This is a genomic window from Enterococcus sp. DIV0008 (assembly GCF_050542615.1).
GTDB classification, from domain to species: Bacteria; Bacillota; Bacilli; order Lactobacillales; family Enterococcaceae; genus Enterococcus_D; species Enterococcus_D innesii.
This window is the reverse complement of sequence record NZ_CP172937.1, coordinates 1,761,377-1,776,988: the sequence shown is the minus strand read 5'-3', so window position 1 is coordinate 1,776,988 and position 15,612 is coordinate 1,761,377. Positions and strand designations below refer to the sequence as shown.

Sequence of the window (15,612 nt, the reverse complement as noted above, 5' to 3'; positions counted from 1 at the left end):
AGCAGTTGTTTCTTCTTGTCTAATTGAAATCATTTCTTCCCTGCAATACGAGGAAAGAAATGATTTCTGCTTTTATTTGCAATTATATTTGATAATTTTCAAATTCTATTTCATGATTTGTTAAAAAAATGATACAATACATTGGAAAAACGTAAACGTAGATTACGGATACGAGAAAGAGGAGGATTTTATGGCGATCAGCGAAGAACAAGTCAAACACGTTGCCAAACTAGCAAAACTTTCATTCTCAGACGATGAATTACATGAGTTTACCTCTCAGCTAGGAAAAATTATTGATATGGTTGAAACACTTGAAGAAGTGGACACCACAGGAGTACCATTCACATCGAATGTCGCAGAAACGATCAATGTGATGCGTGAAGATGTAACGACCGGCGGCTGGGACCGTGATGAATTAATGAAAAATGTTCCAGAATCCGAAGAAGGCTTTATTAAAGTGCCTGCAATCATTGACAATGGGGAGGCGGGTGCCTAATGACTGAACTATATAATAAAAGCTTAGAAGAATTGCATAGCTTATTAGTGTCAAAGGAAATTACTGCGACAGATCTAACGAGCGAAACCTTTGCTCGCATTAAAGAAACAGAGCCAAAAGTCGATGCGTTTCTTGCATTGAACGAAGAAAAAGCCCATGCGTTAGCGCAAGCTATCGATCAAAAAGGTATCACTGAAAGCAATGTGTTGGCAGGGATTCCCATTGGGATCAAAGATAACATTGTTACCAAAGATCTACGGACAACAGCTGCTTCTAAAATTTTAGGCAACTTTGACCCAATCTACAATGCAACCGTCATGGACAAAGTTTACCAAGCAGACATGATTCCAGTAGGTAAGTTAAACATGGATGAATTTGCGATGGGGGCGAGTACGGAAACGTCGTTCTTTAAGAAAACAAAAAACGCTTGGGACGAGACAAAAGTACCTGGTGGTTCATCAGGTGGCTCGGCGGCTGCCGTTGCAGCGGGACAAGTCCCCTTATCATTAGGTAGCGATACGGGTGGTTCGATTCGCCAACCAGCAGCTTTCAATGGAATCGTCGGGTTGAAGCCAACATACGGACGGGTTTCTCGTTTTGGTTTGATCGCGTTTGCATCTTCGTTAGATCAAATTGGTCCAATGACCCGTGGGGTGAAAGACAATGCCATCGCATTAAATGCCATCAGTGGGTTTGATGCAAAAGATAGTACGTCAGCCGGGGCAGCTGTTCCTGATTTTACAGCAGGTTTGACTGGTGATATCAAAGGCATGAAAGTCGCTTTGCCAAAAGAATACTTAGGCGAAGGAATTCAAACGGGCGTCCGGGAAGCGATCTTAAAAGCTGCAGACACTTTCCGTGCGTTAGGAGCGACCGTGGAAGAAGTCAGCTTGCCACATTCAAAGTATGGGGTAGCTGTTTACTATATCATCGCTTCTTCAGAAGCAAGTTCTAATTTGCAACGTTTTGACGGCATCCGTTACGGTTTCCGTTCAGAGAATGTCAGCAATTTAGAAGATGTCTATGTTAATTCTCGCAGTGAAGGATTCGGGGAAGAAGTAAAACGTCGGATCATGTTAGGTACGTTTTCACTAAGTGCTGGCTACTACGATGCCTACTTCAAAAAAGCCGGTCAAGTACGAACGTTGATCAAACAAGATTTCGATAAGGTCTTCAGCCAATACGACTTGATCATTGGCCCAGCTTCCCCAACGGTAGCATTTGGTATTGGAGAAAATATCAATGATCCGATCACTATGTACTTGAATGATATTTTAACCATTCCTGTGAATTTAGCAGGACTGCCAGGGATGTCGATTCCAGCAGGTTTTTCTGAAGGACTGCCTGTCGGCTTGCAGATCATTGGGAAACATTTTGATGAAGCAACCATGTATAAAGCGGCTTATGCCTTTGAACAAGCAACTGATTTCCACACGAAAAAACCAGTGATTTTAGGAGGGGATAAGGCATGAACTTCGAAACAGTCATTGGGCTTGAAGTCCACGTAGAATTAAAAACAGAATCAAAGATTTTTTCTCCAGCACCTGCTCACTTTGGCGCTGAACCAAATAGCAACACGAATGTGATTGACTGGGGCTATCCAGGTGTTTTACCAGTAATGAACAAAGCGGCTATCGAATTTGGGATGAAAGCTGCGCTTGCGTTGAATTGTGAAATCTCAAAAGAAACACATTTCGACCGCAAAAACTATTTCTATCCTGATAATCCAAAAGCCTATCAAATTTCACAATTCGATCAACCGATCGGTCATGATGGGTGGATCGAGATCGAAGTGGAAGGTAAAAAGAAAAAAATCCGCATCGAGAGAGTTCATTTGGAAGAAGATGCCGGGAAAAACATGCACGGCAAAGGCGGTTATTCTTATGTTGATCTAAATCGTCAAGGAACCCCTTTGATCGAGATCGTTTCCGAAGCGGATATGCGTTCACCAGAAGAAGCATATGCGTATCTAGAAGCATTGCGTTCAATCATCTTGTTTACAGAAGTATCCGATGTGAAGATGGAAGAAGGTTCTATGCGTTGCGATGCGAATATTTCGTTGCGACCTTACGGCCAAGAACAATTCGGAACAAAAACAGAACTGAAAAACTTAAACTCTATGTCCTTCGTGAAAAAAGGTCTGGCATTTGAAGAAAAACGCCAAGCCAAAGTATTGCTTTCTGGAGGCGAGATCCAACAAGAAACTCGTCGTTTTGATGAAGCAACCAGCAAAACATTATTGATGCGTGTCAAAGAAGGTTCTTCTGATTATCGTTACTTCCCAGAACCAGATATCCCACGGTTTGTGATCGATGATGAATGGATCGAACGTGTACGTCAAAGCTTGCCAGAAATGCCTCAAAAACGCCGGGCTCGTTACATCTCTGAATTGGGCTTACCAGAATACGATGCAATGGTCTTGACTTTATCAAAAGAAATGTCCGATTTCTTTGAAAAAACCATTGATGCCGGTGCGGATCCCAAACAAGCTTCTAACTGGTTGATGGGTGAAGTTTCAGCGTATCTGAACAGTGAGAAATTGGAACTGCCAGAAACGAAATTGACACCAGATAATTTAGCGGGAATGATTCGTTTGATCGCCGATGGCACGATCAGTTCGAAGATTGCGAAAAAAGTCTTCAAAGAATTGATCACAAACGGCGGCGACGCTGAAGAAGTCGTAAAAGCCAAAGGATTGATCCAATTATCAGATCCTGCGCAATTACTACCAATGATTAATGAAGTACTAGATAACAACCAACAATCCGTCGATGACTTTAAAAACGGAAAAGACCGCGCAGTTGGTTTCTTAGTTGGTCAAATCATGAAAGCAACCAAAGGACAAGCGAATCCAGGCGTTGTGAACAAGCTGTTGCAAGAAGAACTAGCAAAGCGATAAGAGGCAAGCGATGAAAAGAGCAAGAGTAATCTATAACCCGACATCTGGGAAAGAATTGATTCGAAAAAATTTAGCAGATATTTTAGATGTTTTGGAAAGAGGCGGTTATGAGGCGAGTGCGTTTGCCACGACCGCTGCACCATTTTCCGCCCGTGATGAAGCAAGAAGAGCCGGTGAAGCTGGTTTTGATTTGGTGGTAGCGGCCGGTGGCGATGGTACGATCAATGAAGTCGTCAACGGAATCGCTCCATTAGAAAAACGCCCGAAGATGGCGATTATTCCTGGAGGAACCACCAATGACTACGCACGTGCACTAAAGATTCCTCGGACCGATATCAAAGCAGCTGCGGAAGTGATTTTAAAACAGCAGACGGTGAAGATGGATGTCGGAAAAACACCCAATACGTATTTTATCAACATTGCTGCTGGTGGACACTTAACGGAACTGACCTATGATGTTCCTTCTGAGTTGAAAAGTGTTTTTGGCTACTTAGCTTATCTAGCAAAAGGAGCCGAATTACTGCCCCGCGTCAAACCAATCAAAATGCATCTAAAGTATGAAGACGGAGAATACATTGGCGGAGCCTCAATGTTCTTTTTAGGACTAACGAATTCAGTAGGGGGATTTGAACAGATTGCCCCCGACGCTAAGCTTGACGATGGGAAGTTTTCACTGATTATTGTCAAAACAGCCAATATTTTTGAGATCGTCCATTTAGTCGCTTTGATGATGAATGGTGGCAAGCACATCAACGATCGTCGTCTGATTTATACGAAGACATCTTTTCTTGAAGTAGACGCGCCAGAACAGGTTAATCGTTTAATGATCAACCTTGATGGTGAATATGGCGGAGATGCTCCTATGCGCTTTGAAAATCTACACAATCATATCGAATTTTTTGCAAATGTTGATCAAATCCCTGATGATGCGGTCGTAGGTGAGCAGAACTATCAAGAAATGAGCGAAGGATTTATTAAAGAAGTCGAACGTCTTTCCGATGAGGACATCAATGGCGATGGCAAAATCGGCGACGAAACACAGTAAAGGATTTTCTTTTCATGCAAAGTGGAAGAACAGGGACTTTTGGACCTGTTCTTTTTTTAAAATGAATTGTGGAAAAAGTAATAGGATTATTTTTTCGGAAAGTTGATAGAACAGCTTTTCTTAAATTTTTGTAAAGAACGTTTTTTGAACGGTGTTTCACGAATTGTGTTTGTTTCACGAAAGTGTCGAAGGCAGTCAAAGATAAAACGAATAAAAATTACGAAAAAAGGACATTCTATCCTAAAAAAACGAACGTTAAGAATATATGCTCATTAAAGTTCGTTATTTCCGTATTTCTATGCAATCTAAGGATGCAAAAGCGGAGGAGAATATGCTATAATGGTGAAACGAAGAAATGGGGGGACCGGAATGGAGCAAATCGATTCTACAAAAGCGCTTGATCTGCTGAGAGATGACGCAGAACGAATCAAAAAGCTGATCCGAAACCAAGAAAATAGTTTATGTATCGCACAATGCAAAGCATTTGAAGAAGTGGTTGATACTCAGATGTATGGTCTATCACGGCAAGTGGCATTTGCGATCCGCTTGGGGATCGTCGATAATCAAACAGGACAACAATTGATGGCGGATCTTGAAAAAGATTTGAACCAATTGTACAGCGAGGTCTATGAAGACCAGCGGACACCTGAAATCGGCAAGGAGGCATAAACTTGCCAGAAAAAGTAAAGAAAAGACATTTATTAGATTATAGTATTCTCTTGCCGTATATTTTTATGTGTGTCACGGGTTTGATGATGGTCTATAGCTCCACGTCCTACGTCGCGATGACTGCTACAAATCCAACTACAGCTGCTTCTTATGTCATCAATCAAGCAATTTTTTGGTTGTTGAGTCTAGTAGCGATCACTGTCATGTATAAAATGAAAACGGATGTTTTTCGGAACAAAAAATTTGTCCAGATCGCCATGATCGTGATCTTATTCTTATTGATCGCTGCTTTCTTCTTTCCAAGAAGAAATGGGGCACTAGGATGGTTGTCGATTGCTGGTTTTTCCATTCAACCAGCTGAGTACTTGAAGTTTATTGTTATTTGGTTCTTATCTGTGACGCTATCTTATCGGCAAAAAGGCATTCAACAGGAGTTTTGGAAAACGGTTTGGCGCCCAATCGGAATCGTTTTCGTCTATACTGGGATCATGGCCCTTTACCCAGACTTTGGGAATGCCGTGATCGTCATGTTACTGGCTTTTGTCGTTTTATTATCTAGTGGTCTGAATTACCTGTATACCTTGATATTAGGCGTGGCAGGCATCGTTGGTAGCGCATTGATCGTCCTATTTGTGAATCTAACCGGCGGTAAGCTTTTGCCAGCGTATGTCTACAGTCGCTTTTCATCCTTTTTGAACCCGTTTGCTGATGAATACGATACTGGTCATCAAATGGTCAATGGGTATTACGCAATGTTCAACGGTGGGCTGTTCGGGCGCGGGCTTGGAAATAGTATCCAAAAACGTGGTTTCTTAAACGAAGCGCACACCGATTATATATTTTCGATCGTTATGGAAGAATTAGGCTTGATCCCATCGATCATCATTTTAGGTGTTTTGTTCTATATGGTGGGACGGATCTTTCTTGTCGGTATTCGTTCAAGAGATCCCTTTAATTCCATGATGTGTATCGGCATAGGGGCTCTATTTATGTCCCAGATTTTTATCAACTTAGGGGGGATCACTGGTTTGATCCCATTGACGGGAATCACATTTCCGTTTCTAAGTCAGGGAGGATCAAGTTTGCTGATGCTGTCGATTTGTATTGGTTTTGTATTAAATATCAGTGCCGAAGAAAAGAGGAAACAATATTATTTGAATTATTGATCAATTGAATGGAGTGGATTAGATGAAGAAAATTCTTGTTGCCAATCGTGGAGAAATCGCGATTCGTGTCTTCCGCGCATGTGCGGAGTTAGGAATCAAAACAGTCGGTATTTATGCTGCGGAGGATGAATACTCCGTCCATCGCTTTAAAGCAGATGAAGCGTATTTAGTAGGGAAAGGCAAACGACCGATCGATGCGTATTTAGACATTGAAGATATTATTCGCACAGCGAAAAAAGCCGGGGCCGAAGTGATTCATCCAGGGTACGGCTTTTTATCAGAAAACCTGAGCTTTGCGCAGCGCTGTGAAGAAGAAGGTTTGATTTTCATCGGACCATCCACTCACCACTTAGATATTTTTGGCGACAAGATCAAAGCAAAAGCAGCGGCGATCGATGCGGGGATTCAATCGATTCCCGGATCTGACGGCCCAGTAGCATCGATTGACGACGTTTTAGCATTCGCCGACGAACATGACTATCCGATCATGATCAAAGCAGCCCTTGGCGGTGGTGGTCGAGGTATGCGTGTCGCTCATGATGAAAAAGAAGCACGTGATGGCTACGAACGCGCCAAAAGTGAAGCGAAAGCGGCTTTTGGTAGTGATGAAGTTTATGTTGAAAAATATATTAGTAATCCAAAACATATTGAAGTGCAAATTCTAGGCGACAAGCACGGAAATGTCGTCCATCTATTTGAACGTGACTGCTCCGTTCAGCGCCGTCACCAAAAGGTAGTCGAAGTGGCACCATGTGTGTCAATGACGGCTGAACAGCGGGAAAAAATTTGTCAAGCTGCCGTTCAACTGATGAAGCATGTTGGCTATATCAATGCCGGAACAGTGGAATTTTTAGTTGAAGGCGATAAATTTTACTTTATTGAAGTAAATCCTCGGGTTCAAGTGGAACATACGATCACTGAAATGATCACCAATTTAGATATCGTGACGACACAAATTTTGATTGCACAAGGCAAAGACTTGCATAAAGAAATCGGGATTCCTGAACAAAAAGACATTCGCTTTGAGGGTGTTGCGATTCAATGTCGGGTGACAACGGAAGATCCAGCCAATAATTTTATGCCAGATACTGGTAAGATCGATACTTACCGTTCTCCAGGTGGATTTGGGGTTCGTTTGGATGTCGGAAATGCTTACGCCGGTGCGGTGGTAACCCCTTATTTCGACTCGCTGCTTGTAAAAGTCTGTACACATGCGGCAACCTTTGATCAAGCGATTCAAAAAATGATGCGCTGTCTGAAAGAATTCCGAGTACGTGGTGTAAAAACAAACATTCTCTTTATGCGTAATGTTGTTTCTCATCCAGCCTTTCGTTCAGGTGAAGCCAAAACCACCTTTATCGACAATACGCCAGAACTATTCAATTTCCCTCGGATTCGTGACCGTGGAAACAAAACCATGAAGTATATCGGTGAAATCACGATCAATGGATTCCCGGGAATCGAAAAACAAAAGAAACCTTTCTACAATGAACCACGGATGCCACAACACATCCAAGCAACGCCTGATTTCGTCAGCGCCAAAAACATTTTAGATACGAAAGGTGCCGAGGGAGTCGTTGAGTGGATCGGTCAACAAAAGAACGTCTTGCTGACGGATACAACCTTCCGAGATGCCCATCAAAGCTTGTTAGCAACTCGTGTAAGAACCCATGACTTTAAGAAAATTGCCGCGATGACAGAAGCAGGTCTGCCGCAATTGTTCTCAAGTGAGATGTGGGGTGGAGCAACGTTCGACGTTGCCTACCGTTTCTTAACAGAAGATCCATGGGAAAGATTGCGGATGTTCCGGAAAAAAATGCCGAATACCTTGTTGCAAATGTTGTTTAGAGGCTCCAATGCTGTGGGATATTCCAATTATCCAGACAATGTATTGGAAGAATTCATCAAAGAATCTGCAGCGCAAGGAATTGATGTGTTCCGAATCTTTGATAGTTTGAACTGGGTTCCACAAATGGAGAAAAGTATTCAAGCCGTTCGCGATACAGGAAAAATCGCAGAAGCAACGATTTGTTATACCGGGGATATCAATGATCCGACCCGTCAAAAATATTCAGTACAATACTACAAAGATATGGCGAAAGAATTGCAAAACCTTGGTGCCCATATCATTGCTATCAAGGATATGGCTGGATTATTAAAACCGCAAGCAGCTTATCGTTTGATCAGTGAGCTAAAGGATACGATCGATGTGCCGATTCATCTGCATACCCATGATACCAGTGGAAATGGGATCATTACTTACTCAGCAGCTACTAAAGCCGGTGTTGACATCGTGGATGTCGCTATGTCAGCGGTCAGTGGCGCAACGAGTCAACCAAGTATGAGTAGTTTGTATTATGCACTATTGAACGGCGAACGCTGCCCAGAAATCAATGTAGACAACATCCAACAGTTGAACCACTACTGGGAAGATGTCCGCATGTACTATCATTCCTTTGAAAATGGCTTGAACGCACCTCAAACAGAAGTGTACAAGCATGAAATGCCGGGGGGACAATATACCAACCTCCAGCAGCAAGCCAAAGCCGTTGGTTTAGGCGAAAAATGGGATGAAATCAAAGAAATGTATCATGAAGTCAATATGATGTTTGGAGACATCGTAAAAGTGACACCTTCTTCGAAAGTCGTTGGTGACATGGCACTCTTTATGGTACAAAATGGCTTGTCAGAAAAAGATATTTTTGAAAAAGGCGATACATTGAGCTTCCCAGAATCAGTGATCACCTTCTTCCAAGGCGAGTTAGGTCAGCCAGTTGGTGGTTTCCCGAAAGAATTGCAACGCATTATCTTAAAAGGACGCCCAGCTTTTACAAAACGTCCCGGAACATTTGCGAAGCCAGTTGATTTTGCTGAAGTGAAGCAAGAACTAGCGGAGAAAATCGGCTATGAACCAAAACATGAAGAAGTCTTGAGCTACTTGATGTATCCGCAAGTCTTCCTTGACTATCGGAAAGCTTATGAACAGTTTGCCGATGTGAAAGTTCTTGATACGCCAACTTTCTTTAACGGCATGCGCTTAGGTGAAACGATCAATGTTGAATTAGAAAAAGGCAAAATCTTGATCATTCGTCTCGACGAGATCGGTGAGGCAGATATTGAAGGCAACCGGACCCTCTTCTTTAACTTGAACGGGCAACGTCGAGAAATCGTCGTTAAGGACAACTCTATCATCAGCTCTGTTCAAACAAAACGTAAAGCGGAGCCAACGAATAAAGAACAGATCGGTGCTTCCATGAGTGGCTCAGTCTTAGAAGTATTAGTCAAAAAAGGCGACCGAGTGGCACGTGGACAGACCTTGATGGTCACGGAAGCAATGAAGATGGAAACTTCTGTCGAAGCTCGCTTCTCAGGTGTGGTTGAACATGTGTATGTAACCAATGGTGAACCAATTCAGTCAGGAGACCTTTTGATTGAAGTCAAAGAGAAGTAAGGAGTCGACCCACAGATGAAGCGAAGAGGATTATTGTTTTGCGGCTTATTTGTCCTGGCCCTAATAATCGTGTATTTGCAGCCAGTATTCATGCAAAACGCTTCAGATTCAAGAATGACGATCGAAAACCCAATCAAAGCGCCAACAACCATGAATTACGAACCGATCGCAGCCCAAGGGTTAGCTGAAATGATTGGGGAGCCTGTTTCGGATTTTGAAGAAGTCTATGGTCTTCCCATTCAAACCTATCGCTCGGGCTACGAGTTTGAAATTCGGGTCTACAATCAATTAGACGATCAACAGTATGTTGAGATCAATACCGATGGTGAAAGTGTGCAAGCAATCAAAGTAATCGGCGCCGGGGGCTCTTCCCTGGCACCTTTTACGATGGGCATGACCTTGACTGACTTGACGGAGTTGACCATGATTTATCCTAACTTTACCTTGACACAAAATGATCGTGCGATCAGTTTCGAATTGATGGAAGAAGATATGAACTATCGTCCATTAGTGGCTTTTGACAACGGGACATTTGCTGTTTTGTTCTTCGATCAGGAGACTACCCAACTGCAAGCCGTCACTTACTTGGATCAGACCACGCTACTTAAACTGGCACCTTATCCCTTGACGGAAGGACAGCGACCGCTGTTTCAAGTTTCGCAAACAATTGACCAAGCCCAAGCCAACCTTGAAAAAGAGACCCTGGCGTTTGTTATCATCGATAAAATTCGCCAGCAAATCGGCTTAGAAACCTTCTCACAGGATACCCAAACACATCAAGAAGCAGCTGGACTTTTATTTGATTTGACGAATAATCTATCAGACTATTTGACTTCTCAACGAATCCATTCTTATCAACGCGCTCTTTCTTCAGAAAAAACGAGTAATTTTGTTTTAACGAACGACGAGTGGCGAGAGTTGTTGGCGGATAAGGAATTGGAAGCATCTGCTTCGATCTTCGAAGCGCCTGTTTACGATCCGACTTTTACGATTTTGTCTTGGTTCAGTAACCCAAGATTTGCTGAACGTCTGACCTATGAACAATCAGAAAAGATAGGAATTGCTTTTTCTGAAGCAAATATGGTAGTCTTAGTGCAAGAAGATGTGGAAGGGACCGAGGATAGTACGTCAGATGATTTACGATGAAGCCTTTTTCGAGATTGAAGATCAAATCAATTCACTTGTGATGGCGATCAAAGCAAGTGAAACGTGTAGAACCTATCAAAAAGCGAAAACAATTATGCATCAAGATCCTGTTGTTCAGGAATTGATGCGATCGTTTTTAGAAAAGAAGCTGGATTTTGAAAGAATTGAAGCTTACGGTGAGTATGCGCCTGATTTCAAAGAAAAAAAACGGGCGTTGCGCACAGCCAAGCGGCAGTTGGATCTTAATGAACAAGTAAGTGAGTTTCGCTGGAGTGAAACACAACTACAGCGTTTGCTGGATGAACTGACTGTGGCGATCTCTACTTGTTTTTCTCCCTCTGTCAAAGTGGACGCTGGGAGTCCCTTTTTTCAATCAAAATCAAGTTGTGGAGGAAATTGTCATGCACGAGGATAAAGAGCCTTTTACGATGCAAAAGCGTCGAGGATTGATCGTATGGGTTTACAGCCTACGCCAACTAAAAAATTTGCGTCGTTTTGGTTTTGTTCATTATGTATCACGTAAGATGAAATACGTGGTCATGTATTTGAACGAAGAAGAATACGAAAGCAAAAAAGCAAAAATCGAGCAGTTTCACTTTGTTCGACAAGTTGAAGCTTCCTATCGACCAGATGTCGAAATGGATTTTGCTGAAAAAATTGGTACTTCAGCAGCCTATCCAGTGAAAGATGAAGGGTTTGATATCGAAGAAAAAAATACGATGATTCGATTGGCAGAAAACGTGTAATAAAAAAGTGGGGGTGCCTTGAGTCACCGCCATTTTTTTATTGCTATTTATAGAAACAGTGCTATATTTGTATTTACGAAGATCTTGGAGGGAAAAAAGCATGCGTGTAGTAGCCGGAGAATATGGTGGCCGCAGATTAAAAAGTCTCGCTGGAGACAACACTCGCCCCACGACAGACAAAGTAAAAGGGGCGATTTTTAACATGTTAGGGCAATATTTAGATGGAGGTGTTGTACTGGATTTATTCAGCGGAAGCGGGGGCTTAGCTATCGAAGCGATCTCTCGGGGAGCTGATCATGCGGTTTGTGTCGACCGTAGTTTTCCAGCAACCAAAGTGATCCGCGAAAATATTGCTATAACCAAAGAACCCGAAAAGTTCACGGTGTTAAAAATGGATGCGAATCAAGCTTTACGGCAGTTTGCAGCTGAGGGACAAAGTTTTGACTATTTGTTTTTAGACCCGCCATACGCAAAGCAAGAGATTCTGCAACAGTTAGAAGCTATGCTGAAGGATGAATTGATTCGTCCGTCTGCATACGTAGTTTGCGAAACAGACAAGTCCATCGACTTACCAGAACAAATCGGCTCGTTGCATTTGGTCCGTGCCCAAACCTATGGCATATCGGCCGTGACGATCTATAGAAATGAGGGATAACGTGAAAAAGATTGCTTTATTTCCAGGGAGTTTTGACCCATTGACGTCCGGTCATGTTGACCTGATCGAGCGAGGAGCCACGCTTTTTGATGAACTGATCGTGGGTGTTTTTACAAATACCAATAAAAAAAGTTTTTTTACGAGTGAAGAAAAAGTTCATTTGATCGAAGAAGCCCTCGCCCATATTCCTAACGTCAAGATTCTGGCACAAGAAACGGAGCTGACGGTTACGATCGCAAAAAAACTAGGTGCTCAGTTTCTGCTAAGAGGCATTCGCAGTGTGAAAGACTATGAATATGAGCGGGACATCATGGAGATGAACCATCACCTAGAACCCTCATTAGAGACCGTTTTTCTTTTAGCAGACGCAAAACACAGTTTCATCAGTTCCAGTTTGTTGAAAGAAATCTTGACCTTTAACGGCGATGTTGCCGAATATTTACCTCAAAATATCTACGATGCTATAGTAAAGAAGCGTGATACCAATGAATCTTAAATCAACGATCAAATATCTTCTTCTGTTTGTTTTAGCACTGATCATCGCAGCTTGTGCTTTTTTGCCGATTCCCTATTATATCGAGCAACCAGGAGCAACGATCGATTTAAAAGAGCTGATTACCGTCAATCAAAAAGAAGACACCTCAGCCGGCTCCTTTTCTTTGACCAGTGTTGGGATTCGACAAGCTACCGTGTTCACAGCGATTGGAACGAAATTCAATGAATTCCAAGACTTGATCAGTGAGGAAGAACTTTTAGGCGGTGCGACAGATGAGGAGTACAATCGCATTCAACGTTACTATATGGAATCCTCGCAAAATAGTGCGATTGAGCAAGCATTAAAGCTGGCAGACTTACCTTATGAAATGACCTATAAAGGGGTCTATGTCATGGGGATCGATCCAAATTCCAGCTTTGCTGGGAAAATATCCGTTGGAGATACCGTCACCGCAGTCAACGGTAAAGAATTTAAAAGCAGTCAAGATTTTATCGACTACGTCCAAAGTCAAACCATTGGTGATGAAATCACCGTGACTTACTTGCAAGATGGCGAAGAAAAAGAAGCAACGGGCAAACTAATTGAACTGGAGAGCAATCAAAAAGCCGGTATCGGCATCTCCCTCGTCGATCATACAGAGATCACTTCTGATGAAGAGATCGTGATCGATTCTGGCAATATCGGAGGACCTTCCGCTGGTTTGATGTTCACCCTTGAAATTTATGAACAGTTGACCGGAGATAACCTACGTAAAGGCCACAACATAGCTGGGACAGGAACGATCTCAGCTGACGGAACCGTTGGTCGAATCGGTGGGATCGATAAAAAAGTAGCGAGTGCCAGTGAAAGTGGTGCAGAAATCTTCTTTGCCCCAGATGATGAGATTACTGACGAAGAGCGTGAAATAGATCCTTCCATCAAAACAAATTATGAAGAGGCAGTGGCAGCAGCGAAAAAGTTAGACACGGATATGAAAATCGTTCCGATCGCCAATGTCCAAGATGCCTTGGATTATCTAGCAACACTAAAAGAAGCAAATTAAAACGGCACTCGCCGTTTTTTTTATTGTCTAAAGAATACAGTAGGCTCAAAGAAAAGGTTATGCTATACTTTTAGATAAGGAGTGTGAATCTAGTGGAATTAAAAAGACAACAACCGATCGTTGAAGCATATCATTTCGATATGAAACCGAAAGACAAAGAAATGGAAACCAAATTGAATGTCGGCTTTGCGCCGTTAAAAGTCAAAGATGAAGAATATATGGAAAAAAACAGTATTATTGGCGCTCGGCTAGAATTCCAATTGGTGTTCCCTGATTATGTTTTGTCAGGACGTGTCGGACAGGTCAATCATATTTTGAATCGTAAAGTCAATTCCGGAGAAGATCTAACAAAAGCCGAAACTGACCGCTTGGTGGAGCCATTGTTTGATATCGTCAAACGCTTGACTTATGAAGTGACAGAGATCGTAACCGACAAACCAGGTTTACAATTGAACTTTAATACCAATTCGAATGCTGCGCAAGAAGCGAAGGAAGAAGACAAATAACGAGAAAGAGGAGGGATGCCCATTGTTTTCCAATCAAATGCAAGTGATGCTATACGTCGATGATGTGACGAAAGCAGTTGAGTTTTGGCAAGAACTAGGGTTTGCGATCATTGAACAACAAACCGTTGATGGAACATCCGTCGTCGAAATCGCGCCATCAAAAGAGGCAGAGGCTCATTTTGTCTTATATGACCGTGAGTTCATCGAAACGCACTCACCTGAAGTCGCATTAAATTCCCCATCGATCATGTTTTTTGCAGAAGATATTACGACACTTTATAAGAAGCTTCTAGAGATGGAAGCAGAAGTCGGTGAATTGATTCAGATGGAAGAACAGCTGGTTTTCAATTTTGCCGATCCGGATGGCAATTATTTTGCTGTTTCAGGAAAATAGGTTTTACCGATCGTAATCAATCATTCGTCTTTATGAACCCGACTCTATGCTGTCGAACCGTTCAAGACGAATGATTGTTTTTTGATTTTAATGCAAGACATTTTGCAGCCAAAGGGCTAAAATTGATAATAAGAGACTCAATTGCCTTTAAGGAGGGAATGACTATGCAAAACTATCTATATGCAATCAGTGATATTCATGGAATGGCCGATCTTTTTAAAAGTCTTCTTGCGGAATATGATCCTAAAATCCATCAGTTGCTTTTGATTGGTGATCTAAATGACCGAGGACCAAAGTCCAAAGAGTGTTTAATGTTCGGAAAGAAATTAGTTGAAGAACATCAAGCGATTTATTTACGTGGCAATCATGAAGAGTATTTTCTGCAATTTCTAAATGCCCCAGAGGATTGGTTCGCCGCCTACGTACGCAATGGCGGCAAAGAAACGATTGAAAGTCTTTTGCATTCAGGAGCTACTGAAGAGTATTCTCCAACGGAAATTGCCTTGATGATCCGAAGTAGATATGGAGACTTAATAGAGTTTTTGATGGAGCGGCCGCTTTATTACGAATGGGGGAAGTATCTTTTTGTCCATGCGGGCGTGGATTTAAGTAAAAAAGATTGGCGGAAGACCGCCGACCACGATTTTATCTGGATTCGCGAGCCATTTCATAAAGGAAAAAACCGTACAGGAAAAACGATCGTTTTTGGTCATACCATCACGCCAATGCTGCATGGAGATATGCAGACGACGGATCTTTGGCAACAAGATGACAAAATCGGCATCGATGGCGGGGCAGTATTTGGTGGATCGGTGCATGGCGTGATTTTTGATGAGAAAGGGATCGTTCAGGACATCGAATACCAAAATTTAGCAGGCCCTTGGCAACCAGACTTTTAAAA

At 42.4% G+C, this 15,612-nt stretch carries 16 protein-coding genes; all 16 read left to right on the top strand.

The features are described 5' to 3' along the window. Positions 1–190 precede the first annotated feature (190 nt). The 16 genes from gatC (at position 191) to IGI84_RS08465 (ending at position 15,610) form a co-directional block, all read left to right on the top strand. The gene (gatC, locus tag IGI84_RS08540) at positions 191–496 is read left to right on the top strand and encodes an Asp-tRNA(Asn)/Glu-tRNA(Gln) amidotransferase subunit GatC (protein WP_005225977.1); all 306 of its coding nucleotides are present in this window, start codon (positions 191–193) and stop codon (positions 494–496) included. After that, positions 496–1,968: an Asp-tRNA(Asn)/Glu-tRNA(Gln) amidotransferase subunit GatA gene (gatA, locus tag IGI84_RS08535; RefSeq protein WP_430600195.1), complete on the top strand. Its 1,473-nt coding sequence runs from the start codon at positions 496–498 to the stop codon at positions 1,966–1,968. The genes gatC and gatA overlap by 1 nt, the downstream gene beginning before the upstream one ends. Continuing rightward, positions 1,965–3,395, top strand: a complete 1,431-nt coding sequence (gatB, locus tag IGI84_RS08530; RefSeq protein ID WP_005225979.1) for an Asp-tRNA(Asn)/Glu-tRNA(Gln) amidotransferase subunit GatB — start codon at positions 1,965–1,967, stop codon at positions 3,393–3,395. The genes gatA and gatB overlap by 4 nt, the downstream gene beginning before the upstream one ends. Before the next feature lie 10 nt (positions 3,396–3,405). Continuing rightward, positions 3,406–4,440 (top strand): diacylglycerol kinase, encoded by a 1,035-nt coding sequence (locus IGI84_RS08525; RefSeq protein WP_081118589.1) that lies wholly within the window; start codon positions 3,406–3,408, stop codon positions 4,438–4,440. A 369-nt stretch (positions 4,441–4,809) separates the two neighbouring features. After that, positions 4,810–5,109: a YlaN family protein gene (locus IGI84_RS08520; protein WP_077454545.1), complete on the top strand. Its 300-nt coding sequence runs from the start codon at positions 4,810–4,812 to the stop codon at positions 5,107–5,109. Between the two features lie 2 nt (positions 5,110–5,111). Further along, on the top strand, positions 5,112–6,275 hold the full coding sequence (locus IGI84_RS08515; protein WP_077454538.1) for an FtsW/RodA/SpoVE family cell cycle protein: 1,164 nt from the start codon (positions 5,112–5,114) through the stop codon (positions 6,273–6,275). Positions 6,276–6,297: 22 nt separating this feature from the next. Continuing rightward, positions 6,298–9,726, top strand: coding sequence for a pyruvate carboxylase (locus tag IGI84_RS08510; RefSeq protein WP_430600194.1), 3,429 nt, complete (start codon positions 6,298–6,300; stop codon positions 9,724–9,726). A gap of 15 nt (positions 9,727–9,741) precedes the next feature. Continuing rightward, positions 9,742–10,872 carry a CAP-associated domain-containing protein gene (locus IGI84_RS08505; RefSeq protein WP_220426561.1) on the top strand — a complete coding sequence of 377 codons (1,131 nt, stop codon included), beginning with the start codon at positions 9,742–9,744 and terminating at the stop codon, positions 10,870–10,872. Further along, positions 10,859–11,287, top strand: coding sequence for a YlbF family regulator (locus IGI84_RS08500; RefSeq protein WP_430600193.1), 429 nt, complete (start codon positions 10,859–10,861; stop codon positions 11,285–11,287). The genes IGI84_RS08505 and IGI84_RS08500 overlap by 14 nt, the downstream gene beginning before the upstream one ends. Then, positions 11,274–11,618, top strand: a complete 345-nt coding sequence (locus IGI84_RS08495) for a YlbG family protein (RefSeq protein WP_077454534.1) — start codon at positions 11,274–11,276, stop codon at positions 11,616–11,618. Before IGI84_RS08500 ends, IGI84_RS08495 begins: the two co-directional genes overlap by 14 nt. 100 nt (positions 11,619–11,718) lie before the next feature. Beyond that, a complete protein-coding gene (rsmD, locus tag IGI84_RS08490; RefSeq protein ID WP_086292315.1) occupies positions 11,719–12,273 on the top strand; it encodes a 16S rRNA (guanine(966)-N(2))-methyltransferase RsmD in 555 nt (184 codons plus the stop codon). A 1-nt stretch (position 12,274) separates the two neighbouring features. Then, positions 12,275–12,769: a pantetheine-phosphate adenylyltransferase gene (gene coaD, locus IGI84_RS08485; protein WP_005231326.1), complete on the top strand. Its 495-nt coding sequence runs from the start codon at positions 12,275–12,277 to the stop codon at positions 12,767–12,769. Further along, positions 12,759–13,811 carry a SepM family pheromone-processing serine protease gene (locus tag IGI84_RS08480; protein WP_077454533.1) on the top strand — a complete coding sequence of 351 codons (1,053 nt, stop codon included), beginning with the start codon at positions 12,759–12,761 and terminating at the stop codon, positions 13,809–13,811. The genes coaD and IGI84_RS08480 overlap by 11 nt, the downstream gene beginning before the upstream one ends. Positions 13,812–13,903: 92 nt before the next feature. Beyond that, positions 13,904–14,317, top strand: coding sequence for a DUF1149 family protein (locus IGI84_RS08475; RefSeq protein ID WP_042890719.1), 414 nt, complete (start codon positions 13,904–13,906; stop codon positions 14,315–14,317). A gap of 22 nt (positions 14,318–14,339) precedes the next feature. Further along, positions 14,340–14,711, top strand: coding sequence for a VOC family protein (locus IGI84_RS08470; protein WP_081118582.1), 372 nt, complete (start codon positions 14,340–14,342; stop codon positions 14,709–14,711). A 164-nt stretch (positions 14,712–14,875) separates the two neighbouring features. Further along, entirely contained in the window at positions 14,876–15,610 is a 735-nt protein-coding gene (locus tag IGI84_RS08465) for a metallophosphoesterase family protein (protein ID WP_086292316.1), read from the top strand. The last annotated feature ends 2 nt before the right edge of the window (positions 15,611–15,612 follow it).

Coding starts and splice junctions, on each gene's coding strand:
- IGI84_RS08510 (WP_430600194.1), top strand. CDS start 6,298: ATGAAGAAAATTCTTGTTGCCAATCGTGGAGAAATCGCGATTCGTGTC.
- IGI84_RS08520 (WP_077454545.1), top strand. CDS start 4,810: ATGGAGCAAATCGATTCTACAAAAGCGCTTGATCTGCTGAGAGATGAC.
- IGI84_RS08465 (WP_086292316.1), top strand. CDS start 14,876: ATGCAAAACTATCTATATGCAATCAGTGATATTCATGGAATGGCCGAT.
- IGI84_RS08505 (WP_220426561.1), top strand. CDS start 9,742: ATGAAGCGAAGAGGATTATTGTTTTGCGGCTTATTTGTCCTGGCCCTA.
- gatB (WP_005225979.1), top strand. CDS start 1,965: ATGAACTTCGAAACAGTCATTGGGCTTGAAGTCCACGTAGAATTAAAA.
- IGI84_RS08480 (WP_077454533.1), top strand. CDS start 12,759: ATGAATCTTAAATCAACGATCAAATATCTTCTTCTGTTTGTTTTAGCA.
- IGI84_RS08525 (WP_081118589.1), top strand. CDS start 3,406: ATGAAAAGAGCAAGAGTAATCTATAACCCGACATCTGGGAAAGAATTG.
- IGI84_RS08500 (WP_430600193.1), top strand. CDS start 10,859: ATGATTTACGATGAAGCCTTTTTCGAGATTGAAGATCAAATCAATTCA.
- gatC (WP_005225977.1), top strand. CDS start 191: ATGGCGATCAGCGAAGAACAAGTCAAACACGTTGCCAAACTAGCAAAA.
- IGI84_RS08495 (WP_077454534.1), top strand. CDS start 11,274: ATGCACGAGGATAAAGAGCCTTTTACGATGCAAAAGCGTCGAGGATTG.
- rsmD (WP_086292315.1), top strand. CDS start 11,719: ATGCGTGTAGTAGCCGGAGAATATGGTGGCCGCAGATTAAAAAGTCTC.
- gatA (WP_430600195.1), top strand. CDS start 496: ATGACTGAACTATATAATAAAAGCTTAGAAGAATTGCATAGCTTATTA.